At 37.8% G+C, this 25,518-nt stretch carries 18 protein-coding genes; 5 read left to right on the forward strand and 13 right to left on the reverse strand.

Features of this window, described 5'->3' with window-relative positions; translation table 11 throughout:
- Positions 1-74 precede the first annotated feature (74 nt).
- On the reverse strand, positions 75-293 hold the full coding sequence (locus EG365_RS00840) for a hypothetical protein (protein ID WP_000351255.1): 219 nt from the start codon (positions 291-293) through the stop codon (positions 75-77).
- Positions 294-546: 253 nt separating this feature from the next.
- Here EG365_RS00840 and EG365_RS00845 point away from each other — a divergent pair, with 253 nt between their 5' ends.
- Entirely contained in the window at positions 547-999 is a 453-nt protein-coding gene (locus EG365_RS00845; protein ID WP_000880863.1) for a DUF441 domain-containing protein, read from the forward strand.
- A 50-nt stretch (positions 1,000-1,049) separates the two neighbouring features.
- Here EG365_RS00845 and EG365_RS00850 read toward each other — a convergent pair whose 3' ends face one another.
- The 3 genes from EG365_RS00850 to EG365_RS00860 all read right to left on the reverse strand — a co-directional run bounded on the left by EG365_RS00850 (position 1,050) and on the right by EG365_RS00860 (position 3,575).
- Complete coding sequence (locus EG365_RS00850; RefSeq protein WP_000890089.1) at positions 1,050-1,970, reverse strand: LysR family transcriptional regulator; 921 nt, start codon at positions 1,968-1,970, stop codon at positions 1,050-1,052.
- 224 nt (positions 1,971-2,194) lie between these two features.
- On the reverse strand, positions 2,195-2,989 hold the full coding sequence (locus EG365_RS00855; RefSeq protein WP_001080980.1) for a DUF4198 domain-containing protein: 795 nt from the start codon (positions 2,987-2,989) through the stop codon (positions 2,195-2,197).
- Between the two features lie 157 nt (positions 2,990-3,146).
- Positions 3,147-3,575, reverse strand: coding sequence for a membrane protein (locus EG365_RS00860; RefSeq protein ID WP_001228338.1), 429 nt, complete (start codon positions 3,573-3,575; stop codon positions 3,147-3,149).
- Positions 3,576-3,803: 228 nt separating this feature from the next.
- Between EG365_RS00860 and EG365_RS00865 the strand changes: the two genes are divergently transcribed.
- Positions 3,804-5,003 carry an MFS transporter gene (locus EG365_RS00865; RefSeq protein ID WP_002014361.1) on the forward strand — a complete coding sequence of 400 codons (1,200 nt, stop codon included), beginning with the start codon at positions 3,804-3,806 and terminating at the stop codon, positions 5,001-5,003.
- A 25-nt stretch (positions 5,004-5,028) separates the two neighbouring features.
- On the opposite strand, the gene EG365_RS00870 is transcribed toward EG365_RS00865, so the two are convergent.
- From EG365_RS00870 to EG365_RS00900, 6 genes are all read right to left on the reverse strand, one after another.
- A complete protein-coding gene (locus EG365_RS00870; protein WP_001221044.1) occupies positions 5,029-6,012 on the reverse strand; it encodes an ion transporter in 984 nt (327 codons plus the stop codon).
- A 138-nt stretch (positions 6,013-6,150) separates the two neighbouring features.
- Positions 6,151-6,585, reverse strand: a complete 435-nt coding sequence (locus tag EG365_RS00875; RefSeq protein WP_000920881.1) for a hypothetical protein — start codon at positions 6,583-6,585, stop codon at positions 6,151-6,153.
- A gap of 228 nt (positions 6,586-6,813) precedes the next feature.
- Entirely contained in the window at positions 6,814-9,453 is a 2,640-nt protein-coding gene (locus EG365_RS00880) for a bifunctional aconitate hydratase 2/2-methylisocitrate dehydratase (protein ID WP_000888596.1), read from the reverse strand.
- Between the two features lie 258 nt (positions 9,454-9,711).
- The gene (locus EG365_RS00890; RefSeq protein ID WP_000976734.1) at positions 9,712-10,074 is read right to left on the reverse strand and encodes a hypothetical protein; all 363 of its coding nucleotides are present in this window, start codon (positions 10,072-10,074) and stop codon (positions 9,712-9,714) included.
- 141 nt (positions 10,075-10,215) lie between these two features.
- Positions 10,216-14,721, reverse strand: coding sequence for a translocation/assembly module TamB domain-containing protein (locus tag EG365_RS00895; RefSeq protein ID WP_000852511.1), 4,506 nt, complete (start codon positions 14,719-14,721; stop codon positions 10,216-10,218).
- A gap of 26 nt (positions 14,722-14,747) precedes the next feature.
- A complete protein-coding gene (locus EG365_RS00900; RefSeq protein WP_001139427.1) occupies positions 14,748-17,468 on the reverse strand; it encodes an autotransporter assembly complex protein TamA in 2,721 nt (906 codons plus the stop codon).
- A gap of 165 nt (positions 17,469-17,633) precedes the next feature.
- Here EG365_RS00900 and EG365_RS00905 point away from each other — a divergent pair, with 165 nt between their 5' ends.
- Together EG365_RS00905 and coq7 are read left to right on the forward strand one after the other, a co-directional pair.
- The gene (locus tag EG365_RS00905; RefSeq protein ID WP_000977592.1) at positions 17,634-18,956 is read left to right on the forward strand and encodes an MFS transporter; all 1,323 of its coding nucleotides are present in this window, start codon (positions 17,634-17,636) and stop codon (positions 18,954-18,956) included.
- A 3-nt stretch (positions 18,957-18,959) separates the two neighbouring features.
- A complete protein-coding gene (gene coq7, locus EG365_RS00910) occupies positions 18,960-19,595 on the forward strand; it encodes a 2-polyprenyl-3-methyl-6-methoxy-1,4-benzoquinone monooxygenase (protein ID WP_001216787.1) in 636 nt (211 codons plus the stop codon).
- Positions 19,596-19,641: 46 nt separating this feature from the next.
- On the opposite strand, the gene EG365_RS00915 is transcribed toward coq7, so the two are convergent.
- Positions 19,642-20,190 (reverse strand): DUF2799 domain-containing protein, encoded by a 549-nt coding sequence (locus EG365_RS00915; protein WP_000789247.1) that lies wholly within the window; start codon positions 20,188-20,190, stop codon positions 19,642-19,644.
- 407 nt (positions 20,191-20,597) lie between these two features.
- Here EG365_RS00915 and EG365_RS00920 point away from each other — a divergent pair, with 407 nt between their 5' ends.
- Positions 20,598-22,019, forward strand: coding sequence for a glutamine synthetase family protein (locus tag EG365_RS00920; RefSeq protein ID WP_000103616.1), 1,422 nt, complete (start codon positions 20,598-20,600; stop codon positions 22,017-22,019).
- A gap of 78 nt (positions 22,020-22,097) precedes the next feature.
- Here the strand turns inward: EG365_RS00920 and EG365_RS00925 are convergent, their stop codons facing one another.
- Positions 22,098-22,814, reverse strand: a complete 717-nt coding sequence (locus tag EG365_RS00925) for a response regulator (RefSeq protein ID WP_000625744.1) — start codon at positions 22,812-22,814, stop codon at positions 22,098-22,100.
- Positions 22,815-22,825: 11 nt separating this feature from the next.
- Positions 22,826-25,480 carry a sensor histidine kinase gene (locus EG365_RS00930; RefSeq protein WP_001191598.1) on the reverse strand — a complete coding sequence of 885 codons (2,655 nt, stop codon included), beginning with the start codon at positions 25,478-25,480 and terminating at the stop codon, positions 22,826-22,828.
- Positions 25,481-25,518 lie beyond the last annotated feature (38 nt).

A 25,518-nucleotide genomic window follows, 5' to 3' on the forward strand; every position in this document is an offset into this window, starting at 1 on the left:
TTATTTTAACGTAATTTTAGTGTTTTATTACCTTCTGCTTTATCATCTTCGCATTTAACTTCATTAACTTTGAATTATTCTTCAATAACACGATAAATTTTTTCGTTTTGTTCACTTTCAAATAGCAATTCTGTAGTGGGTAAGATCACCTCATTATCTACAATAATATGTTCGATACGCTGACTTAGCTTTAAAGGCTCATTTTCATGTTCAACTAAATTCTTCTTTAATTGAGCTTTCGCATCATGAATTTGATCAAATTGGTCTTTGATCTTGATATCTATAATATCCATAAGATTAATCCTGTACTCATGAGTAGTGATTATTTTTATATCACACTCTCTCAAAAGAATACTTTTTAAGTTGTTAATTTATATAACATTGTTTCCAAGCGTAACCACAGATAAAACTCTTTATCATTGAGTCATATACAAGAAAATTTCCACTAAAAAGCCTTTGTTTGATCTTTTTTAACCTTAAAAGCTCTGACATTTTGGCTCTCAATTATTATACAATTCAAATTATTTGCTTTTCTTGCCGCTTCTCATGCTTGCCCAATTTGATGTTAATTTAGTTGTTTTATTAGTTTTACTTATCTGCGGTTTACTAAGTCAAAATGCAGCTGTAACTATCGCAGCAGGCGTTTTAATCGTCATAAAAATTACGCCATTAAATCAATTTTTTCCTTATATTCAGGCACATGGACTAAACTTAGGCATACTTATTCTAACAATTGGCGTACTCACCCCTATTGCAAGTGGCAAGCTTAGTGGAGAGAGTATTTTAAAATCCTTTATTAGTTTTAAATCTTTAGTCGCTATTGCAATTGGTCTGCTCGTCGCGTGGCTAGGTGGTCGTGGTGTAAAACTTATGTCGAGCCAACCTGATGTTGTGGCAGGCTTACTTATTGGTACGGTTGCAGGTGTAGCGTTACTCCGTGGTGTACCTGTTGGCCCGCTGATTGCAGCAGGTCTATTATCTTTATTTATAGGTAAATAAAAGGCACCCGAAGGTACCTTTTAATAAATGCTTAGGCTAAATAAGTACTTTTAGCCTGAATAGTAAGAAGTGCGTTTTAAAGAAAACTTTTCTAGCTGCTTTAAGAAACCTTCAAAGTAGCTCTTCTCTTTTTCTTCAGTTCGATAACCTGCATACAATGTACGTCTTAAACCTGTTGGAGAAACACAATCTAGACGGCGGCTAGTCACCCATCCCTTTTGTTCGTATTCATTGACTACCCAATCTGGCAAAGCAGCAATACCTCGGCCACTCGCAACAAGTTGAATAAGCATTTGCGTTAAGTCTGTTGTTCGGATTTGTTTTGGTTGAATATTTGCAGGTATAAACAGTTTCGACATGATATCTAAACGGTGCTTATCAACCGGGTAAGTAATAAGAACCTCTTCTGCGAGATCCTGAACAGTAATATTTTCAGCACGAACCAATCGATGAGTATTTGATAAAACCAAACGCGATTCATATTCAAAAATCGGGAAGTATTCGATTCCTTTTAGCGCGATCGGATCGGCTGTAATAAGTAAATCAAACTCAGCATTTTGTAAAAGTTCATGTGGGTTCGCTTCAAACCCCGAAGCAAAGTCTAAATCGACATCTGGATATTGCTGACGGTACTGATTGAGTAAAGGCATTAGCCAGTCAAAACAGCTATGACATTCAGATGAAAAAATAATTCTGCCCGTTTGTCCGTGCACAATACGTGTAATATCACTCTGAGTAATCTGAATTTGCGGCAATACATCATCAGCTAACTTAAGTAGGCGCTGTCCTACATTAGAAAAACTAACAGGTCGACTGCGGCGATTAACCACCTCTACCCCATACCAATGATCTAATTCTTTTAATTGGTGAGAAATAGCCGAGGGCGTTAAGCATAGGTCATTAGCTGCAGCGACCAGTGAACCATGTTCACGTAAAGCAACTAAAGTTTTAAGGTGTCGAATTTCTAACATGGGCACAAGCCTGAATACATAAATTTATCTATAAATTTTTAAGTTATCTCTTGTTTATTACTAAACAGAGTTACGGAGATAAATCATCACCAATGAATACTATTCATCTTATCACAAAATTAATTAATTTGTCTCAACATAAGTTTTTGTTTATTAGATATGGACTTTACTAACAAATAAAAAATAGACCCATTCAGATCTATTTTTTATAAAATGAAATATTCTTACTCGGTCACTTGTAAGCTAACAATCATATAATTTTGATTTTTAGGCTTTAACTTTAAATCCACTGGAGCTGTGACTTCCATTAAATATTCTCCAGCTTTTGGAAATTTAAGTTCAACTTGTCCTTTATCATCAGCTTTAAAATGTAGTACTTGTTTATCAGTTGCACCTTTCTCTCTTAAATTAATTTCAGCATAAGGTAGGTTCTTGCCTTTTTCACTTATGGTTAGCTGAACTGCTTGAGTAACTTTAAGCTGGTTAGGATGAACAGAAAAATTAACTTTAACTGGTGTATTTGGAAGTTGAATATCTGAAACTTTACCTTTTGAAAGATAACTTTGTAACACCCATTCTCTTGTTACTTCCTCTGTTTTAATTTTTTTAGTTTTAAGATCAGCAGGAATTAGATAGTCACGCTCTTTTTTTGGCGGAGCTTTATCAGCTGGTAAATCAAAAAATAAATGCCACTCCTTTTGATCATATACATATTTTAAAGGGTAACTTGCCTGAGTTTGCAGAATATATGTACCGTCTTCCGGTAAAGGAACATCGAAAACAGTTACAGATTTATGTAGAGTTTCAGCATTAATAACTTTAGGATCTTGTTTAGGGGTAATGACGGTAAGCTTGGCATCTTTTAAAGCGTATTCACTATTTAGTGCTTCTTCAGCATAACCAGCAACGACCGGTACTTGCGTCTGCTCAGTTTTATACGCTAATGGCGCAACATAAGGTTCATGAGCAAGGCTGTAACTACATACAAAAATAAGTGATGTTACTAATAATCTATTCATTATTTCTGGATCCTTATTAGGAAAATTTAAATTTTTACAGACAAATCATAAGCAAATGTATTATACACAAATAAAAATAATTCTTATTATCATTAATAAATTTAAGTTAAAGATTTTTATATAAAAAGAAAAAGGCCAAGTGGCCTCTTTCATTACCTCATTGTTCTTTTACTTTTGGAAAAGCTTGATTAAAGTCAATGAGCTTATAACTTTTTACTAAATCATCTTCACCATAAGTCACTTCATAAGTTGTTTCTTTACCATTAAAGTATGCTTCAGCTGGAGTTCCAAATACTTCCCATAAACCTATTGAGGCAACGTCTGCAACCCCATGCCCAAATGCACGACCTACTTTTACCCACTTTGAATAACCTTGCTGGAATGTATAGATTTCAACTCTTGTCCCATCACGGTACTCAGACAAGACAGGTGCCCCAAACTCTGCAATAACATAATTACGAGAGCTACCCGGATTTAAAACATTTAAATTTTTTTTACTTGGTTGATTACCAGCCATAAATACGGCACAACCAGACATAGATAACATAGCCATACCAATAAGGCAGGCAATACATAATTTTCTCACGATTTAACTTCTCTATTTCTTAAGTATTTATACAACTTATTGTAATGCTTAAAGTATTACGCGCTCATCATATCCAATTTGATAAAAGAATTCGATAAATTATTCAATATAAAGATAAAATATTCCGGTTTTAAATATGCAAACTTCCTCTCGAGATTCTAGTTTTTTATTATTTTGGTCTCTTTTCCCTTATACTTTCTTTTTTGAGTTTCCTTTTATTAATTTATTATGGCGTCACCCCAATCCCCTTCATCTTCCCCTCGACATTACTCACTCTTCTTGGCAATTTTTTCTCTCGCAGTAGGCGGTTTCTGTATTGGCACTACAGAATTTGTCGCAATGGGTCTTATTCAGGAAATTGCACACAATTTAAAGATTACAGTACCTGAAGCTGGGCATTTTATTAGTGCTTATGCATTAGGTGTTGTTATTGGTGCCCCTATTATTGCCATTTTGGGTGCCAAAGTGCCTAGAAAGACCCTATTGCTTTGCCTCATGCTGTTTTATGGTATTGCCAATGCATGTACAGCTTTAGCACATACCCCAGAAACCGTTTTAGTCTCTCGTTTTATTGCAGGTTTACCTCATGGCGCATATTTTGGTGTCGGCGCTTTAGTAGCGGCTGAACTAGCAGGCCCTTCACGAAGAGCTTCAGCAGTTGCGCAAATGATGATGGGACTAACCGTTGCTACCGTTATTGGCGTACCCTTAGCAACATGGTTAGGTCAACATTTTGGCTGGAGAGCAGGTTTTGAATTTTCAGCAACGATCGCATTCTTTACTTTAATTGCTGTAGCTTGCTTTGTACCGAATATTCCAGTTCAAGCTACTGCCAGCATAAAAACAGAATTAGCGGGGCTTAAAAATATAAATATGTGGTTAACCCTTGCAGTCGGCGCAATTGGTTTTGGGGGCATGTTCTCGGTATATAGCTATGTCTCACCAATTCTCACTGAATACACCAAAGTTAATATCCAGATTGTTCCTATTGCATTAGCGCTGTGGGGCATCGGGATGGTGATTGGTGGTTTAGCTGCGGGTTGGCTTGCAGATAAAAACCTCAATAAAACTATTGTAGGCGTACTCATCAGCTCAGCGATCGCATTTGTAGTCGCAAGCTTTCTAATGAGTAATATCTATAGCGCAATTGGCTCTTTATTCTTAATTGGCCTAACCGTTATGGGTTTAGGTGGGGCTTTACAGACACGCCTCATGGATGTTGCAGGTGATGCACAAACGCTAGCAGCTTCACTTAACCACTCCGCCTTTAATCTTGCTAATGCATTAGGCGCTTTTTTAGGTGGTTGGGTACTGAGCCATCAGATGGGTTGGATTGCACCAATCTGGGTAGGTTTTGTACTGAGCCTTGGTGGCCTTATTATCTTACTTATTGCATTTGCTGTAGAAAAAGCAACTCAAAAAGCCTGAGTATGATCAGGCTTTCGTTGAATCTCTAATCTGTTAACTTTTCACCACAGTGCGGGCAATAACATTTCTTCTCTCTAACAGCTTCTTTCTCTTCTAATACTTTTTCGCGCATAATTTGAATAATCAGATTATGCGCTTGTTCTTTTGGTAGCCCTACTTTTTGTCGAATACGTTCTATTTCAACTTCATCATGCATGATATCAATACCACGCACTTGAAGTAACTCACGGAACTCTTGTTCAAGGCGCTGATTACGCTGGTTAAGTTCATTGGCCAAACCAGAAGCTAAAATACCAGCCGGTAAAGCAGCAATCCCTACCCCTAGAATTGTAATTAAGGCTCCCAATAGCTTTCCTAAACTAGTTACTGGTGTGACATCGCCATATCCGACTGTAGTTAAAGTCACAACCGCCCACCACATTGCTTTAGGAATAGAGCTAAAAGCTTCCGGTTGCGCTTTATTCTCAACGACATAAATACCAGAGGCAGTCATAATAATCATAATGATTAAAATAAAAATCACTGCCTGAAAAGAACCCTTTTCTCGCTTAATCACACATAACAATATTTGCAATGAGATGAAATAACGAGTTAATTTTAATAGTCGAAGTAATCGTAAAATTCTTAACATACGAAGATCTATTCGTACAAAGAAATTTAGATACGCAGGCAAAATTGCCATGAGGTCAATCAGTGCTTCACCACTTTTCATCCATGCGAAACGTTGCTTCCATGCAGCTTGTGTCGAATCACGCTCGACTATACTCCAGAGCCGTAAGAGATATTCAACACTGAAAATTGCAATTGAAACATTTTCAAAGTAGTCAAACCATATACGGTAGCTGTAATACAGATCATTTACTGTTTCTAGTAATACAGCAACTACATTCCCAATAATTAAGAAAACTAAAAAGTAGTTAATACATCTACTTACTGTCGTTTCGTAATCATGATTATGAAGGTTGTTATAGAAGAACCGACGTACTGTCTTCCATGCTAAAATTCGCATACGGATCTGAACCACGTTATATTGAACATATATTAAGCTCACATACGTAAATTCACCACTATAGCAGCCAATAAAATATTTTATTAATTGTATTAGCTAAACAATCATAAATAATATTTCATATTTACTAATTATATTTTAATGCGCTGCAACATATCTAAACTCATTTTCCTCCCACCATTGCACATCATATATACCGGCATGGGACTTCAAAATGACATTAATATAATTTTGTAGCAACATAATATGGTGAGTAATATCTAACTTTCTAAAAAGAAATCTTCTTAAAATTGGTGTATTTGGTGAAATGAATATTGCAAAACCATTACTGTATTCTTCATAAACGCTAATACCGATATACATCGTAATCTCAGGTAATGGCACTTCTATTTCCCAGCCCCAACGCTCAGCATTTAACTCAATATTTAAGTGATATCTATTTTTTAATATACTATAAATATATTGTGCAATATCTTCAGTTTTCTGTACTAAAGTATTCCCGTCTTCTGCTGATAAATTTTGATCATATAGCTGATAATCATCAAATTTAAATTCAACAATTGTCTTTAGCATTTTTAAATTCCATATATAAAATACCCATGTTCTTTTTAATTATTTTTAAGTTCATACAAATATTTTAAAACAAAATCTTCTTTAATATCTAGCGTTATATTTATTTTTACATTTTATTAGAATAAAACATGATTAATTTATTATTTTAATAATTAAAATATGTACCAATTCTCATTAAAATAAAAAGGAGCTGAATAATCAGCTCCTTTTTTGTACTAAATCGACCTATTAAGTCAACTGAGCAGCAGCAATTTTCTTAGTATCTACTTTATCAGCAGCATTTGTATATTCGCCCATTTGGTCGAAATTCAAATATTTGTAGATGTCAGCAGACATACTGTCAATTTGAGCTGCATATTGTTGGTATTCTTCTGGAGTTGGTAATTTACCAAGTACAGCAGCAACAGATGCAAGCTCAGCAGATGCTAAGTAAACGTTAGAACCTTGGCCTAAACGGTTAGGGAAGTTACGTGTAGAAGTCGAAACAACAGTTGTGTTCGGCGCAACACGTGCTTGGTTACCCATACATAATGAACAACCAGGCATTTCTGTACGCGCACCAGCACGGCCATAAGTGTTATAGAAGCCTTCTTCCATTAACTGATGTTCGTCCATACGTGTTGGTGGAGCCAACCATAAACGAGTTGTTAATGAACCGCTTGGTACTTTCTCAAGTAACTGACCAGCAGCACGGAAGTGACCAATGTTAGTCATACAAGAACCGATGAATACTTCATCAATTTTGTCGCCTTGAACGTCAGAAAGAAGTTTCGCATCATCTGGATCGTTCGGGCAGCAAAGGATAGGTTCTTTGATTTCTGACAAGTCAATTTCATACACTTTAGTGTATTCAGCATCAGCATCAGCTTTAAGTAAGCTTGGGTTTGCTAACCATTTTTCCATGTTTTCAACACGGCGAGCCATCGTACGTGCATCACCATAGCCTTGTGAAATCATCCACTTAAGCATTGTGATGTTAGAACGTAAGTACTCAGCAACTTTCTCTTCTGAAAGTGTGATTGCACAACCAGCAGCTGAACGTTCAGCAGAAGCATCAGAAAGTTCGAATGCTTGCTCAACTGTTAAGTCAGTTTCCATTTCTGTTAAGTCGATTTCTAAGATACGACCAGAGAAGATGTTTTTCTTACCTTTTTTCTCAACAGTAAGATCGCCTTCTTTGATTGCATAGTAAGGAATCGCATGTACAAGGTCACGTAAAGTGATACCAGGCTGCATTTTACCTTTAAACTTAACAAGAACTGATTCAGGCATATCAAGTGGCATTACACCAGTTGCAGCAGCGAAAGCTACAAGACCAGAACCTGCTGGGAATGAAATACCAATTGGGAAACGAGTATGCGAGTCACCACCAGTACCTACTGTATCTGGAAGAAGCATACGGTTTAACCAAGAGTGGATAATACCGTCACCTGGACGTAAAGATACACCACCACGGTTCATGATGAAGTCTGGAAGTGTATGTTGCATTTGTACGTCAACTGGCTTTGGATAAGCAGCAGTGTGACAGAAAGACTGCATTACTAAGTCAGCAGAGAAGCCCAAGCAAGCTAGGTCTTTTAACTCATCACGAGTCATAGGACCAGTTGTATCTTGAGAACCCACTGTAGTCATTTTAGGTTCACAGTAAGTACCTGGACGGATACCTTGACCTTCTGGGAGACCACATGCGCGACCAACCATCTTCTGAGCTAAAGTGAAACCTTTGCCAGTGTCAGCTGGTTGTACTGGAGTACGGAATAATGTAGATGGAGCTAAACCTAAAGCTTCACGCGCTTTAGCAGTTAAGCCACGACCAATGATCAAGTTAATACGACCACCAGCACGTACTTCATCTAAAAGTACTGGAGTTTTAAGTTCAGACTCAGCGATTTGTTCGCCATTTTTGAACGCAGTTACTTTTGCAGCAGCATGATCGATTTTAAGAGTAACTTCGTCACCCATGTTCATGTTAGAAACATCGATCTCTACTGGTAATGCACCAGCATCTTCCATTGTGTTAAAGAAGATCGGAGCAATTTTACCGCCTAAGCACACACCACCGTCTTTTTTGTTTGGAATGTGAGCGATTTCATCACCAAAGAACCAAAGAACAGAGTTTGTTGCAGATTTACGAGATGAACCTGTACCAACAACGTCACCAACATAAGCAACTTGGTTGCCTTTAGCAATGAGTTCTTTAATTTGGCTTAATGGACCAACTTCACCTGGTTTTTCAGGGTTGATACCATCACGCTCATTTTTCAACATTGCATTTGCATGCAATGGGATGTCTGGACGGCTCCATGCGTCTTGAGCTGGAGACAAGTCATCAGTGTTTGTTTCACCTGTTACTTTGAACACAGTGATTTTGATTTCTTCTGGTACATCTTTACGACTAGTGAACCATTCAGCATCAGCCCAAGATTGTAAAACAGCTTTTGCATTTGCATTGCCAGCTTTAGCTTTATCAGCTACGTCATGGAACGCATCAAATACAAGTAATGTTTTTTTCAAAGCTTCAGCAGCTAAGCTACCTAATTCAGCATCATCCAGAAGCTCAACTAAAGGCGCTACGTTATAGCCACCAAGCATCGTACCTAGTAAATAAACTGCACGTTCTTTAGAAACTAGCGGAGATGTCGCTTCGCCTTTTGCAATCGCTGCCAAGAAAGCTGCTTTTACGTAAGCTGCTTGGTCAACACCTGCAGGAACACGGTTTTCAAGCAAATCAACCAAGAATGCTTCTTCACCTGCCGGTGGGTTTTTTAATAACTCAACAAGTTGAGCAGTTTGAGCATCATCAAGTGGCTTCGGTGGGACTCCGAGTGCGGCACGTTCAGCAACGTGTTGGCGGTAAGCTTCTAGCACGGTGTTCATTCCTCTTTTTTTAAAAAATTACTTGTAAATTCCAGCTTTCACAAAGCTTCACAAGTAATATGGACTACAAAATTTTACTAGAGTTCAAGCCAAAAGTTAATGAGCGCGGGGTGTTTCTCCGTGATGCCCATTATTTTGTAACTAAATACCCGTGTATAAATAATGATCTTAATGATGGATTTATCATGCGGTATTTTAAGTTAAAAGAACACTCCACCTTAGTGGAGTGTTTGACGATGTCTTATACACTTAGAATTTTTTGTAGTTTGGCATTTTGTCATGTGGGGTAACCAAACACTCATCTGTCATTTGTTTTCTAATCTTTTCTTGCAAGGCTTCTGGATTCGTTTTTAATTCGTCTTGTGGAATGGCGTAAACTTTTTCAATAATATTAAAGATGAATTTTTTCGTAATTTCGTCTTCAATTTTATTAGCATGCTCAATGGCTTGAGACTTTTCAATTGCTTGCTGACGATCAAACAGAATACTTCTTGCTGCATTCCCCACACTTGTACAATAGCCATGCCATTGCTCTTCAGGTGTTAAAGGCTTTTTTTCTGTACAGCCGACTATTAACATGCCCATTAAAACAAATAAAACTTTTTTCATCATTACTCTACACAGACTATGCTGCCCACATCATACTGAATCTGGCAGACTTTGCAAAAATTCTACTTATATGTCTTTATTTTTGCCCAACTTCAATAAAAAACCGAGATGTTTTCATCTCGGTTTTTAGTGTTCTTAAAGCGTTTAGAATCGCCAGTTATAGAATAAATCTATTGCTCGTTCTAAAGATTGACTTGCTTCCAAATACAAACGGCGGTTCATTTGATAACGCAACGTCAGTTTATTGACTGGAGTAAACACACCCACACCATAACGAATAAATAAATCAGGTGTAATGTAACCAGTTAAACTTACTTGAGTATCATCTCCTGTACCTTGAGCATCTAATGCAAGACCACTCAAACCAAAAGTACGACCAATTTGATTCGTTAAAGCACGAGTACCACCCAAGCCCATACTAATACCGGCAGCAGCAATTGTATTGTTCACATCAGATTTAAAGCCTTCTGCATTACTTAAACCACTGGCACCTTCATTAATACGCCCTGTCACGAGTGCATTTAATGCCTCTTGTTCAGAAAGGCCTGCATCATTATAAACTTGAATGTTTGGTGATGAAGCAGTACCAGTGACACGAACCCCAACCATACTACCCTGAACATTTTTATTCGCATCAATATCTAACGTCGGGTCTGCCAATGGGCCATTAAAACGGGCAATTGCACGGTTTAAATCTAGGCTTTGACCATAGGCCTCAATTTTCACTTTTTGACTTACACCAATAGCACCCATTGCTCGCATTGCTGTTTCATAACCGCGTTGGGTTAAATTCAAACGCCCCACTAAAGGAATATTACTGTTAAAGCCTTGGAAGATGACTTGATTGCCAATATTTACCGAAATATCTGCACGGATATCCCACGGTTTTGCCGCACGTAAAATTGCAAGTGGGTCCTGACCTTGGCGAACAATACGAACATCTGAAGATGTGTTAACCACTGGTGCAGTTGTTTCAGGCATTGAAATACGTGCACGAGGAACATCTACTGATCCTTTCAAGCTTAAACGCTTATCAAAAGGATACATATCAAGTGTCAAATTCGGATTTGCAATGGCCGTAATTAATGGAGCTTGACGTACAAGTAAGTTATCACCTTTTAAGTTTAACTGTAGACGCGGTGCATTTTTCCAGTCAAAACTACCTTTAAGTAACCCTACACCTTGTCCACTATTGAATGCACCATCAATTGTTGCCATGTCCTGATGAATAGATGAATACACCTGTACATTGGTTAAATTAACCGGCAGGGAAATCATACTGATTGCCCCGTTTTTCAAACGCATTTCGCCCGTAAACTGTGGCTGGGTCAAAGTACCATTCACTTTGCCAGCTAAGGCTAAGGTACCACTCATTGAACGTACATCTTGAATGAATGGTTTTAACACTTTTAACTGTACATCGTTAAAAGCTACCTCTCCATGCATCGGCATAGATGATTGGTAAGGATTAATAATAACATTCGCATATCCTGTACCAATATCAGGTGTTTTTACATCGACACGGAACAATAAGCCTTCTGAAATACTTTTCGCAATTACACTCAGTTCATCATAAGCCAAAGTAGTCGGTGGATCTTGCGGGTCTTCCGCTGCTAAGCCCAGTTCACCTTTTCTTGTCACTAAGCGTGCATCAAGCTTAGGATGCCCACCATTTACCCAAGAAGCTTTAGCATAACCATTAAGTTGACCAGTCATAGCCAAACCTTCCGGCATGAACGCAGCAAAATCGCCTAAATCTAGATTCTGAGTAACAAATGAAATATTGCCTTGCGCTTTACTCACACGCACAGGCTGGTCAAGACACAACTGGCTATTTGTACTTTGCCAGCAATGTTGTCCAACATATAATTCAGAACGTGCCGATGAGAAAACAACTGGTGCATTTTGATTTTGTGCTAGACGAATTCGGCGTGAATCAAAACTTCCTTTTTGAATTTGCCCTAACCAATCATTCTTCGCATTAAATCCACCTGCTAACTGAACATAGAATTTAGAAACATTATTATTTCCTTGCACTTTTAATAAATGTGCTTTTCTTGTTCCTGTTAAATTCACCTCAGCAGACTGAATTTGACGGCTACCACTACGTAAATTGTCTAATTTTGCTGTTAACTGAGTTGGTGTTGTTTCGGAAGTAGGCAATTCACCCTGGATACGAAGTTTTTTAATACTGACTAATGTATTAAATGCAAAATTATCAACCGCAATATTAGCCGTAGCTTTCAAACGCGGTTGAGATTGGACACTCAAGTCTCCATATGCACGTCCACTTAAACCCGGATACAACTCATAAAGCGCAGGTGCATTCAGCTTAATTTTTAAATTCTGTGCATTACCAGTCGCCTGCAACTGGTTTTGTGCATAAACTAAAAATAGATTATTTGCCTCAAATTGCTGAGGTAAAAAACCTTTTTGGTTCGAATCCATAAGTATGGATAAGTTACCTTTACCTCTGACTGGCTTATTATTCAAATAACCCGCAAGGTTCAATTGTTGAATATCAATACGCTTTAACTTGTCAGACCAGATGCCTTGTGTTTTTACATTTCCTGAAATTTCGCCTTTTACACTAGAGGCAAAATATTGAGGTTTAAAGCGTACTAACGAGCTATTAATATCCCAAGCAATACGGTCTTTTAAATTTAATGCCCCAGTCGCATAGATTTTCCCAGCAACACCATCATGTTGTAACTGACTAATTCGGATAAATTCTGGGGTACCTGCAATAGAAAACTTTAATAGTCCATTAGCTTGATTAAGCGCTTTTAAAGATCCGTCATAATTGACCGCAAAGCCTTTAAAACCGCCACCAGCTTTAACATCATTAAATAATAAAGCTGCTGTACTTTTTCCAGCTAGCGCAACCATTTCTTGACCTGCTTGAGCCAAGCGACCTTTTAAATCAATTTTTTCAAGCTGAATAATTTGTTGATTTGGCTTTGCAAAACCGCTGGCTTTAATTGATCCGTTGAGCAAGTTAACTGGCGCCGCTGTATGTATACTTTGTGGATTAAAGTCTTTTGCATTTAATAATGCATTCCATGCCAGCTGACGTTTTTCACTTGGTAATAAGACTTTGGCCTGACCTGTGAGGCTACCCTTTTGAGCCGCAAAACTAAAACTAGGAACATTAAGAATATTATCTTTAACATTCAAAGTTGCTAAATATTGTCCAGCCGGTAATAAGGTCTGTTCATGCTGATATACTTTTGTCGAAACTTTAATATCTTGCTGACCATCTCGCAAAGTCAAATCAACTTGACCACTATCACTACTTAACCAACCTATATATGGCATAGCACGATCTATATTTGCCCAAGCCACATTCATAAACATAGGTTGTGGCTTCTTATTCTTTTCAGGTGCTTGGTTTAGTTTAAGTTTCCAAGATTCATAGCGGTCAAAGTCTACATTGGCAAATACTTCCGTACCTTTTTCCAAAGAACCAGTTGAAGAAACGGCTGCATCTAGACTTGGCGGCAAGAAATCCTGAACGACCTGTGGAATAGCTTTGTCTTTAGGATTAACATGATCTAGGCGACCTTTGATGTCCCAAGTGACATGATCTTTCCAGTTCACTAATCCTTTAAGATTAACTGCACCCTTCATGACCTGCCCGTTAAAATCAGTAATATTCAACTGATGAACCAGATCAGTATTCATTAAGGCGTTGTACTGGCCTTCAGGTAAATTCTCCCCTTTTAAATCTGTCTCAAGTGCTAAGTTGAGTTGCTTAATATCACCCTGAAATTTAATTACACCGTTTTTAGCAAATAATTTTTGCTCAACCAGTAAAGGCAAGTGATAATTTTTGAGTAACAATGCACCTTGCATAGGCACTTCATGACGAACAGGATGTAAAACAACCCAACCTGTTAATAAATCTGGTGTTGTCGTTGCTACACCGGCTTGCAAGGTATCTAAACTACCCCGCGCTGCCACCTTAATATTTTGGATGTTTAAACTTTTTAAAGAAGGAATTCTTAAATCTGCAGTCGCATTCAGTGGGTATTTGCCGCTAAAGTCCATATTTCCTGTTGCGTTATGAACAGAAAGATACCCCATATCCATACTTGAATTTTCAAATTTCAGTTTTGTCTCTGACCACAAAGCATCATTTAAATGAACATCATGGAAATTTACGACAGAACCTGAATTTTTAATTTCTAAATGATCAACATCTCCAACATCTACACGAAGCACAAATGGTAATTTAATGGGTTTAAACTCAAATGGCTTATCCGATGGCGGAGCTTTGTTAATAATAACTAAGTTACGGACATCTGCATTGCTCAAATGCACTTCTTTTTCTAATATTAAAGAACGCCACCCTAAACGGACATCAGCTCTATCTAAAGTAACGTCAACTTCTTTTAACTGAACAATAATATTTTTAAGAATAATTCCCCTGAGTAAATTACCCCCCTCATACTCGTATTTAATGACTTGCTGAGCTTGTAAAACACGATCTAATAAAAAACGACTTCCACGGTCAGTCGACATCATAATAATGATGGAAGCAACAAGTAATAAAAGTATGATCAAGATTGTCAGCAAGAAGCTACGCAAAATACGTCGCTTCTTAGGAGAGCTAGGTGCCGAAGTGGGCTGCTGTTCTACTTCCGCCATAAAATAAACCTAATAAAATTTTATTTTTAAAGTTGTGGACCAATAAAGAAATGCAAACGAATCGGATGGTTATCATCAGAAATACCAGAAGCCACGTCTAAACGAATTGGTCCAATTGGGGACTTCCAACGAATACCAACACCCACACTATAGGCCGTCGGATTACTAAAACTCTTATCGTAAGCATTACCAAAATCAGAAAAAACAGCTGCTCGCCAACCCTCTTTGAATTGATAGTTATATTCTAAAGAGCCTACTGCTAGAGCCTGTCCACCAATCTTATATCCATTATCTTCTGGTGAAAGACTTTTATAATCAAAACCACGAATTGTCTGGTCACCACCAGTAAAGAATCTTAAATTGTATGGAACTTTATCAAACTCATCGGTAAAAATATAACTAAAATCGGACCGCCCAACAAACTGATGGTCATCATTTTCACCTAAAGAATAAATAAATCTCCAACCGGCTGTTGCAATCGCCATATTGGCATCTGAAAGTAAACTTTCGCTACCTAATTCTAATTTATAAGTTTGCTTAAAAGCTTTGGTTGGGTTTAAGCGTGTATTACTTGAGGTTTTAGAGGTCTCATAACTAAATAATAATGCTTCTTGCTCTGATGCAGCAGTTTTAAATGCATCTGGTAGCTCAGAGATATCTACATTCCCCTTTTGAGTTAGGCGGTCGAGACGATAACGTACCCCAATAGTATGTTGCCAGTTTCCGAGTGGTTTTTTAATAACTCGCTCACCCCCTAAAACTGCCGATTCTGTAAGTAAGCTTACATCCGGACCAATATCATCTCTCGTCTCACGTTCGTAACCACCCACAATATTAAAGTAATCATTTAAAGGATGTTTATAAGGAATACTATAGCGCCCATCTATAGATTGACGAATTTGGGAAAGCTCCAAGTTTGCATCAAATGAATGACCGTATTTATTTACAATCGAACGTCTATATTGACTACGTAAACGGGCGCCAGTGTCGGTACCGTAACCAATACCTGTTTCCAGACTATTTAGTTTATCGGCATTTAACGTCACAATCACTGGTATACGTTTTTCTTCCCGAGCTTGAGCCTGTAAACGGTCTTGTTCAGACTCTTGTTCTTCATGCTGTACAGTCGCAGCTTTTAAAGATGCGGGTGCGGCTTGTACACTTTCAGTCCCGGCAAATTGTTTTTCATCTACCACATTTTGTGTTACTTCTTTACTTGAGGAAGCCAACTGGCGTGCTTTGGCAAGTTGTTGTTGCTCTAAAGGAAGTAGCTTCGATTCGTCAATATCAACATTCTGCTGATCGACCAACGCTTGTAAATCGGGTGGTAACTCAAGTGGTTTTTCAATTGGGTCGGGTTTAATTGAATCGACCAAGGTATAGTTAAAATAACGTGAGTTAGTCAGGTTATTTGCTAAAACATTTACACGCCAAAAAGCATAGTCATCACCCTCTTTCCACGGTGCCATGCTTTCAAGAATATTCATATTTAAAGGTAATGGTTTTGATGGATCGCTCATGCGAAACTCAACCTTACCAAGCTTATAACGCTCACCAGTCTCATACTTGAGATTAATATCCGCTTTATTTTCAGGTTGGCTCACTTTTACGTCATGTAAACGCCAATACGCATCAAAATAACCATTATCCGATGCAGCATCGACAATTCGGCTTTTTGTGGTTTCGTAAAGGCCATGATTAAAAATATCACCTACATCTTGATCAGGAACTAAACGAATGACCTGAAATTGTGGCTGTTTTGCACCAGCACCAGTAAATTCAATGTTTTGTTCATTAATCCGTACTGGTTCATTTGGCGTTACATTAACGCGTACGCGACTGGCACTTAACTTTTCAAAACGAAACTCAGCATTGTAATAACCTACAGCTTGAGCAGCCTGATTACTTAAGCTCCTAAGTTGCGGTAGCGCTGCATTAAAATCTTCAAATGATTCTTGGGTAAATGTAGATAATTTACCTTTGATATTTTTAGCTAAATCATCTGGCGCACCCGTAACCTCAGCAGTAATACGGGGTATCTGCTCCATTGGAATTACCCGAGGTGGACGGATTTTATTGAATATACGTCTAAAGAAACCTTTTTCTTCGGGTGGCTCTTCAACGGCAGCAGTAAGCTCAGGTAAAGTTTTTCCTGTTTCATTGGCTTCAACCACAATCTTACTATCAGATTGAATCTCATGCATGAGCTGGTCAATATTTACAGGGGCCTGATTAATTTCATGTAATTCTGCTTGTGATGCGTCATTCACCACCATTTCTGGTTGTTTTTGCGTACCATTTTGGAAGTTTTGAGCCTCGTTTTTTGCCTCTTCTGCTACCCGATAAATTTCATTTGCCATATTCTGGTCAACAGGCATAACCGGTAAGTCTTCAAGATTATCAAGCGTAATTGGCTTAAATTCTTCAATCTGATTCGGAAATTGTTCTTGTTGTTGCAATATAGCCAAGCTATCTTGTTGTTGCTGTGCTTGAGTTACAAGAGTAGCGACATCGGTAATTGGAACATCACTTGGGTTATTTGTATTAGTTTGTTGTACCAATGAATCTGTTACCGTCTGGTTTGCTTCTGGTGTAACGGTCTCAGCCGAACTTTGAGCATAACAAGGAGGAACACATAAACTTAATAATAAGCTGCTACAAATAAGTTTAGGTATACTCTGCATTTTTAAGATTAAATGCATAGAGTGAGAAAGAGTTGACTGTTTAAACTTAATTTTAGAAGGCATGAAAAACTCTAAACTTATTTTTTAATAAACGCACCAATATGAGGACAAAACTCACTCAAAACCATTGATTTTTCATTTAATCAAGCGTTAAAAATATCATACATGGTTTTAGATGCAAATTAACACTCCGTCACATTTTTTTATAAAACTCAATGAAGCTTGCACATGATGAAACAAGATGAATCCCTGATGACATCACGTCGGTTTGTACCGATGTTTTTTACCCAGTTTTTTGGCGCATTAAATGACAATGTTTACAAGCAAGCTTTATTGTTAGTCATTACTTATGGTTGGATTCAGCAACAATCTGCACCAGTAAGCACACTCAATAATTTAGCAGCATTGTTGTTTATTTTGCCATATTTCTTTTTTTCAGCAACTGCCGGACAAATTGCTGATAAGTATGAACGCTCACAACTTGTCCGTGGCATAAAAATTTTAGAAATCATTATTATGCTCATCGGTTCTGCCGGTTTTTTATTGGGGCATTTATGGTTGCTTCTTTTAGCCCTATTTTTGATGGGCACACATTCAACTTTCTTTGGTCCCATTAAATATGCCATTTTGCCAGAAATCTTAAAACCACATGAACTCATGTCTGGCAATGCCCTGTTTCAGTCTGGTACATCCATGGCCATCTTATTCGGAATGATCTTGGGGGGTGCCGTAATTGCATCATCAGATGGAAACTTATTGTGGATTAGTATTACTGTAGTAGCGATTGCTTGCATAGGCTATTTATTCAGCCGTTTCATCTTGCCACAAAAAGTTGCCGCACCTGATTTAGATATTGACTGGAACTTTGTTCGTACAAGCTTTCAAACTATCAAATATACCAAAAGCTTACCGTTAGTGTTTACAATTTTGTTAGGTAACTCATGGTACTGGTTTTATGGAGCGACTTATTTAACCCAAATTCCGCAGTTGACTCAACAAAACCTTCATGCATCGGAAAATGTGGTTAGCCTATTACTCACTTTCTTTTCAGTCGGTATTGGTGTGGGTTCTCTTCTTTGCCGCAAAATTGGTGGTTCAGAAATTAATATTAAAATGGTGCCAATCGGTGCAGTTGGCCTTACTGTTTTTGCGCTCTACCTTGCAGCCAGTCTGGCTTTTGTACCTGAAAGAACTGGAGCATTACTGACTTTAAAAGATGTTTTTACCCAAGGCTGGGCTTACTACCATGTCATGATTGCTGTGACTTTATTGGGTATTAGTGGCGGTTTTTATATTGTTCCTCTATATGCCATGATGCAGGCTTACTCACCACGCTCACATCGTGCCCGAGTGGTTGCAGCAAATAACATCTTAAATGCCGTTTTTATGGTTTCTTCTGCAATTTTCTCAATCTTAATCTTAAGTGTTTTAAAAATTGATATTAAAATACTATTTATTATTACAGCTGTACTTAGTGCAATCTTTAGTATATGGCTTCTTGCCCGACTAAAACCAATGCTTGCCACAGCACATCTTTCTTTGGAGGACTAATTTATGCGCCACTATACTGGAATTGATCAACTTATTAACTCTTTTGATCAAGCATTACGTAGTCTTGTTCCGGGTGCAACAGCAGCGCAGCGCCAAAATCCAGCTGAAACAGTAGAAGCAAAACTTGGTGTAGAAGATGCTCGCCATGTTGCAGGTTTAATGCGTGTTAACCACAGTGGTGAAGTGTGTGCTCAAGCACTTTATCATGGGCAAGCATTGACAGCGAAATTGCCAAATGTACGCCGCGAAATGCAACAGGCAGCGATTGAAGAACAAGACCATTTAGCTTGGTGTGAAGACCGTTTAAAAGAGCTAAATAGTCATACAAGCTTATTGAACCCGATTTGGTATGGCCTTTCATATGGTATGGGTGCTCTTGCCGGTATTGCAGGTGATAAATATAGCTTAGGTTTTGTTGCTGAAACTGAACGTCAAGTTAGTCTACATTTGCAAGATCACTTAAACCAGTTACCAGCTCAAGATGAACGCTCGCGCAAAATTCTAGAGCAAATGAATGAAGATGAATTGCATCACCGTCATACTGCACTTGAAGCAGGTGGTGTTGAATTACCATATGCAGTAAAAATCACGATGACTGCTATTTCAAAGTTAATGACAAAAACGAGTTATTATCTTTAAAAAAACAAAGGATTGATCTCAAACAGATCAATCCTTTTTTAAAATATTATTTTAATCCATGATCATATTTAAAACGTTCGATATCTCGAATTGAGTTCCAATAGTTTCTGTTAATACGGTCACGATCAATTTGTAATTCTCTTAAAAGTTTACGATAGCGTTCGCGCTCTTCTGGCTTTAATTTTTCGTTATAAGCGCTATCAGAATATTGCTTAAACTTCTCGTCATAACGATCATATTCAGCTTTTGCATTGTAGTAATCTGAGGCAGCTCGATAATAAGGTCTTAAACGATTACGCTGCTCAACTGGGCATACATTAATATTACCGTTACCTTCTAAAGCATTATAAAAAATATTTGCTGGCTGGCAATAATAACCAAGGCCTTCTTTATACCCACGTTCATATGACTTTTGATCTGGAACAATATTGGCTTTTCCACATGCTTTGTAATATTGATCTAAACGTGGCGAAGAACCTTTCGAACCATCTTTCTCACCCACTAATGACCAATTCGCAGTCTTACATTCTTCTACGCTCATTGCAGCACAACCTGAAAGGCTGATTGCTAAAATGGCTAAACCGATATTTTTCATATTAAGAGAACTCAAAAATAAAAATTAAAAAAACGCAAAAAATAAAATTCCAGTACATACACTATATAAGTCTTGCTCAATTCAAGATTTATACATAAATGTTTAACTGGATAAGATTTTAAGTTTAAAGCAGTTTGACCATCTCACCAAATTTAAGGATCACAATTCTTAATTATGTTTAATTTTAAAAGCGAAATCATGAACGATCAGACAACTCTTTGATGGCCCTTATACGTTAATTTTACTTTAAAACCTTACCACAAAAATAACAATTAACTTATTGATTATTAATATAAAAATCCAAAATTATTTATAAAAAAACCCTTTGTCTTTTTACTCTTTTTTTACGGGATTAACGCCAAAGGCTACGGTAGGATTTGAGCTAAATAACCACCAAGGTTTTTATAATGAGTACTCATATTTACCCAAATTTAAACTTAAAAGATCCTCACTTTAAGGCATTTAAAATATCAGATGATTTTATTCCACAAACGCAAATTCATACGTTCAACTCAGAGCTTTTTTTGAAAGAAGTTGATGAATATTTAAGTTTATATCCTCACACTCAGCACATTGATATTTGTCTACATGACTTAAACGGGCATATTCGTGGCAAACGTATTGACGTTAAGAGTCTAAAAAATCTATCGAATGGATGTTATTTTCCTCTTTCTGTTTATGCCATGAGCCTTGATGGAAAAGTGATTGAAGAAACAGGTCTGGGAAAATATATTGGTGAACCAGATAGACTTTGCCTGCCCATTTTAGACAGCTTGCAACCCAGTGCCTTATCCCCAGAATTAAATGCTCAGCTTTACCTATCCATGCAAGAAGAAGATGGTTCAGACTGTCGCTATGAACCACGTAATATATTAAAAAAATTATTAAATCAGTTACATGCTAATAATTATTTCCCTGTCATGGCTGCCGAGCTAGAGTTTTACCTTTTCTCACCTCAGCATCAATTCGAGACATGTTCAGAAAACCAATGTTTTGATATAGATGCGCCAAATAACTATCAACAAGTCCTAGATGAAGTTGAAAAAGCAGCCTTACTACAATCAATTGAAATTACCGCAATTGTTGCGGAATCATCCCCTGGACAATACGAATTAAATCTTCAACACAGCCATGACATTTTAAAACTCTGCGATCAAATTAATGCTTTAAAAAGAATTGTAAAACAAGTCGCAAGAAAGCATGACTTAACCGCTTGTTTCATGGCGAAACCAAACTTGGCAAAGGCTGGTAGTGGCATGCATTTTCATATGAGCATGCTGAATCAATACCATCAAAATATATTTAGCTCAGAAGAAAAAGATGAGCTTTCAGCCAAATTATTGAGCGCGATTAGTGGCCTAATTGAGTTAATGCCTGCATCTATGGCGATTTTAGCGCCTAATATTAATTCTTATAGACGTTTTAAAATTGGTCATCACGTGCCATTAGAAGCCAATTGGGATACTAACAACCGGAATGTTGCAATCCGAATTCCATGCTCAGACGTACAAAATCAACGCTTAGAATATCGTGTTGCTGGAGCGGACTGTAATCCCTATTTGGTAACAGCGACTATTTTAGCGGGCGCGTCTTATGGCTTATCTCATAAGTTACCACTGCCAAAACCTGCACATCTTTTAAAATTTCCAGACGAGCACATTTTATTAGCTAACAACCAACCAGAGGCCTTAAAAATATTTAAAGGAAGTCTTATTTTAAAAGGGTATTTAGGGGCAGACTTTGTCGAACATTGGTACACGGTTAAACAGGCTGAATATCAAAATATTTACAGTCAAATGACTGAAGCAGAACAACATTGGGATATATAAAATAAAAAGAGCAAAAAAACTATAAACCACTTTGCAAACCCTTAGGGAGAAATACCCTAAGGGTTTTTTTATATCTCATTAATGATTTTTCTGTTTAGCTAAAAAACGTAACCCAACACCTGGTTCAGTAGCAATATAACGTGGCTGAATCGCGTTATCTCCCAACTTACTGCGCAATTTACCCACCAAAATACGTAAATAGTGCGTATCTTCCTGATGGGTGGGTCCCCATAGCTCTTTTAAGAGCTGTGGCTGTGTTAAAAGCTGCCCTTGGTAGCGCATTAATAACGTCAAAAGTTGAAACTCTTTTCGAGTTAAAGTAATTGGCTGTTGCTCGATCCAAACTAAACGTTGCGTGACATCGACTTTAAGATAACCATCGTCATAAATATGTGCTTCTTGCTGGATTGGTTGATTTCTTAAGATGACACGAATGCGCGCCAAAAGCTCTTGCACACTAAAAGGCTTGGTCATGTAGTCATTTGCCCCTGCGTCTAGCAAGGCAACTTTTTCATATTCATCAGCACGTACAGATAACACAATAACGGGAACATTCGACCAGCTACGTAATTCCTGAAGCACTTCTTTTCCATCTAAATCGGGTAAGCCTAAGTCTAAAATAACCAAATCAGCCCCTTGGGTTGCCAAAGCCTCTAGGCCTTTGTATCCCGTTTCGCAGAGCGTGGTTTTATATTTTTGAGTTCTTAAAGCAATGTCTAGAAATTTACGAATTTGAGGCTCATCATCAATAATCACAATACGTGTTTCTACAGGTGATGTTTCTGAACTTATCATGAATTTGCAACTTATTCTTTTACTGGATGAATGGGTAATTTGATTTGAATTAAAGTACCTTTATTTTGGCGCCCTGAAAATGCTTCTATTGTACCCATATGAGCACCAATAATCGCTTTTACAATTGTTAGCCCTAAACCTGTACCGAATTTTCCACGGTCTCCACGCTCTATAGTATAAAACATATCGAAAATGCGGTGTCTTTCGTCTTCAGGGATTCCTGCACCTTTATCTTCAATTTCTATTTTCACCTCATCTTCTGACGAAAGTTGAGCACGAATCATGACAGATTCATCTGGAGGTGAAAAGTTTGCGGCATTTTCTAAAACATTAAAAATGGCTTGCTCTACCAGCGCTGGGTGAACATACAAACTAATCGATTGCTCAGGTAACTGAACGACCACTTGCGTATCTGGTTTATAACGCTTTAAACGGCGGGTTGCCGAACCAATTAATTCATCTACCCCAATCCAGTCTCTTTTTAAAGTTAGACCTTCGTGCCCCAACCGCGTCATATCAAGCAAGTTTTGAATATAACGGTCTAAGCGCTCACCTTCTAAATGAATTGTTTCAAGCAGATCTTGTTGGTCTTGTTCTGTCATTTCAGCTTTAAAATTGGCAAGTGTGTCTGCTGCCCCAATAATAGAAGCGAGTGGCGAGCGTAAATCATGCGATACCGAAGATAATAAAGCAGAACGTAAGCGCTCTGTTTCACTGGTGACTTTTGCTTGTTCTAGCTCATTGACCAATTGGGTTCGAAGTGCTGCCTGTGCAATGTACTCAATTACACTTTCAGTCAATTTCTTTTGCTCAAAATTTAAGGAAACCACTTCATCCTTAAAGTAAATTCCCACAATACCTAAGCTATTTTTCTGCTCTAAAAGAGGTAAAAACCACCAGTTTGATTGACTCAGAGTATCGGTAAAACGCCCGCATGGCTGCTGATGTTTCAAACACCATTCTGCAGCTACTTTTTCTTTATCATTTAGCTCAATATCAGATGAAATTATTTTATCTCGAATAGAAATCCACACCTTAGTCTGAAGCTGGGTTTCTAAAGTCATACGTCCTGTTTGCATGACTTCTTCAAGGTTTACTGCACTAGAAAGCTTACGTGCCAAGTCTTGCATTACCGTAGTGTAGGCATTCGCAGCTTTTAAAGACAAAACTTGCTGGCGTAACTGAGAAGCTAAACGGCCAGCAATTAAAGCTGCTGCAAAAAAAGCAACAACGGTGACTACCCCTTGGTGTGCTGAAATCTGAAAGGTATAACGCGGGGCAATAAAGAAAAAATTATAGGCTAAGAAACAAATAAGAGCAGCCACTACTGCAGCGAGCATTCGGGTCTTAGTTGCAACAATTAAAACAGAAATAATAAAAATGACAGAGAAGTCTTCAATACCAAATAGAACTTCTGCGAAGTGAGCTATAAAAATACTTGCGCATGTAACAGCTAAAACAAAAACACTTTCTTTTAATGATAAAAATGAAGGTTTTTCGAGCTGATTAATCTTTTTAGTGCCCTGTTCTGGGTGCAAAATGGTTAAAGCAATCGAGTTTTCTTGATTTAATAATTGCTGAGCTAAATTTTTCTTAAATAACTTTAACCACCACGGTGAAATACTTTTACCAATAACCAGATTGGAAATACCTCGGTCAACCGCGGCATCCATTAATACTGACGCAACTCGATGGCCATATAAGATTTCTGTTCGACCACCGAGTTGTCGAGCCAGCTCAAACGCCCGATCAATCTCAATATATTCTTTTTTATATGAATTTCCCGAACTCTGTCCAAAGTCTAAACTTTTAGCAACATTCACTACAGTCCATGTTGCCCCATAGCGTTCAGCTAAACGACAACCTGCCCGTACTAAATATTCAGATGAGCCTTGGCCATCTATCGCAATCATCAGTTCATTTTGCAGCGAGATAGATTTCAATCCCTTTGAGGCATAACTCTCTTTTAAGTCTGAATCGACATGCTCAGCAACGCATTGCATTGCGAGTTCACGTAATGCTGTTAAATTTGAAATGCTAAAAAAGCCTTGTAATGCCAGATTTGCTTGCTCTGGTACATAGACTTTTCCTTGATGGAGCCTTTCAATGAGTTCACTGACGGGTAAATCAATTAAGCGAATATCTCGAATACGGTCAAATACCCGATCTGGTACTGTTTCATTTACTCGAATGCCTGTAATTTGATAGACCACATCATTTAGGCTTTCTAAATGTTGAATATTTATAGCGGTAAATACATCAATACCAGCGTCTAGCAACTCATTAACATCTTGCCACCGTCGTTCATGACGACTATTTGGGACGTTGCGATGAGCCAATTCATCAACCAAAACGATTTGCGGATGCCTAAGTAAAATAGCATCCAAGTCCATTTCTTCTAAAATATGCCCCTGATATTGCATTTCTTTTCTAGCAATCTGAGGCAACCCTTCCAAAATTTTTAGAGTTTCGATTCTTCCATGGGTTTCAACAATACCAACAACAACATCTGTGCCCTGTTGAAATAATTCTTTGGCGCGGGCGAGCATGGCATAAGTTTTTCCTACACCAGGTGCCGCACCAAGAAAGACCGTTAGTCGACCGGCTTGATATCTGTTGACATGATTTAATAAGGCCTCAGCCTGATTTTCGCGATTGCTTTGCACTTGATATCATCCGGTAAACTAACAACTTTATTTTTAAG

It is taken from the genome of Acinetobacter sp. FDAARGOS_494 (assembly GCF_003812225.1).
Lineage (GTDB): Bacteria > Pseudomonadota > Gammaproteobacteria > Pseudomonadales > Moraxellaceae > Acinetobacter > Acinetobacter baumannii.

Excerpts from the sequence above, each read along its gene's own strand:
- EG365_RS00840 (WP_000351255.1), bottom strand. The coding sequence starts at position 293 with ATGGATATTATAGATATCAAGATCAAAGACCAATTTGATCAAATTCAT.
- EG365_RS00845 (WP_000880863.1), top strand. The coding sequence starts at position 547 with ATGCTTGCCCAATTTGATGTTAATTTAGTTGTTTTATTAGTTTTACTT.
- EG365_RS00850 (WP_000890089.1), bottom strand. The coding sequence starts at position 1,970 with ATGTTAGAAATTCGACACCTTAAAACTTTAGTTGCTTTACGTGAACAT.
- EG365_RS00855 (WP_001080980.1), bottom strand. The coding sequence starts at position 2,989 with ATGAATAGATTATTAGTAACATCACTTATTTTTGTATGTAGTTACAGC.
- EG365_RS00865 (WP_002014361.1), top strand. The coding sequence starts at position 3,804 with ATGGCGTCACCCCAATCCCCTTCATCTTCCCCTCGACATTACTCACTC.
- EG365_RS00870 (WP_001221044.1), bottom strand. The coding sequence starts at position 6,012 with ATGCGAATTTTAGCATGGAAGACAGTACGTCGGTTCTTCTATAACAAC.
- EG365_RS00875 (WP_000920881.1), bottom strand. The coding sequence starts at position 6,585 with ATGCTAAAGACAATTGTTGAATTTAAATTTGATGATTATCAGCTATAT.
- EG365_RS00890 (WP_000976734.1), bottom strand. The coding sequence starts at position 10,074 with ATGATGAAAAAAGTTTTATTTGTTTTAATGGGCATGTTAATAGTCGGC.
- EG365_RS00895 (WP_000852511.1), bottom strand. The coding sequence starts at position 14,721 with ATGGCGGAAGTAGAACAGCAGCCCACTTCGGCACCTAGCTCTCCTAAG.
- EG365_RS00900 (WP_001139427.1), bottom strand. The coding sequence starts at position 17,468 with ATGCCTTCTAAAATTAAGTTTAAACAGTCAACTCTTTCTCACTCTATG.
- EG365_RS00905 (WP_000977592.1), top strand. The coding sequence starts at position 17,634 with ATGATGAAACAAGATGAATCCCTGATGACATCACGTCGGTTTGTACCG.
- coq7 (WP_001216787.1), top strand. The coding sequence starts at position 18,960 with ATGCGCCACTATACTGGAATTGATCAACTTATTAACTCTTTTGATCAA.
- EG365_RS00915 (WP_000789247.1), bottom strand. The coding sequence starts at position 20,190 with ATGAAAAATATCGGTTTAGCCATTTTAGCAATCAGCCTTTCAGGTTGT.
- EG365_RS00920 (WP_000103616.1), top strand. The coding sequence starts at position 20,598 with ATGAGTACTCATATTTACCCAAATTTAAACTTAAAAGATCCTCACTTT.
- EG365_RS00925 (WP_000625744.1), bottom strand. The coding sequence starts at position 22,814 with ATGATAAGTTCAGAAACATCACCTGTAGAAACACGTATTGTGATTATT.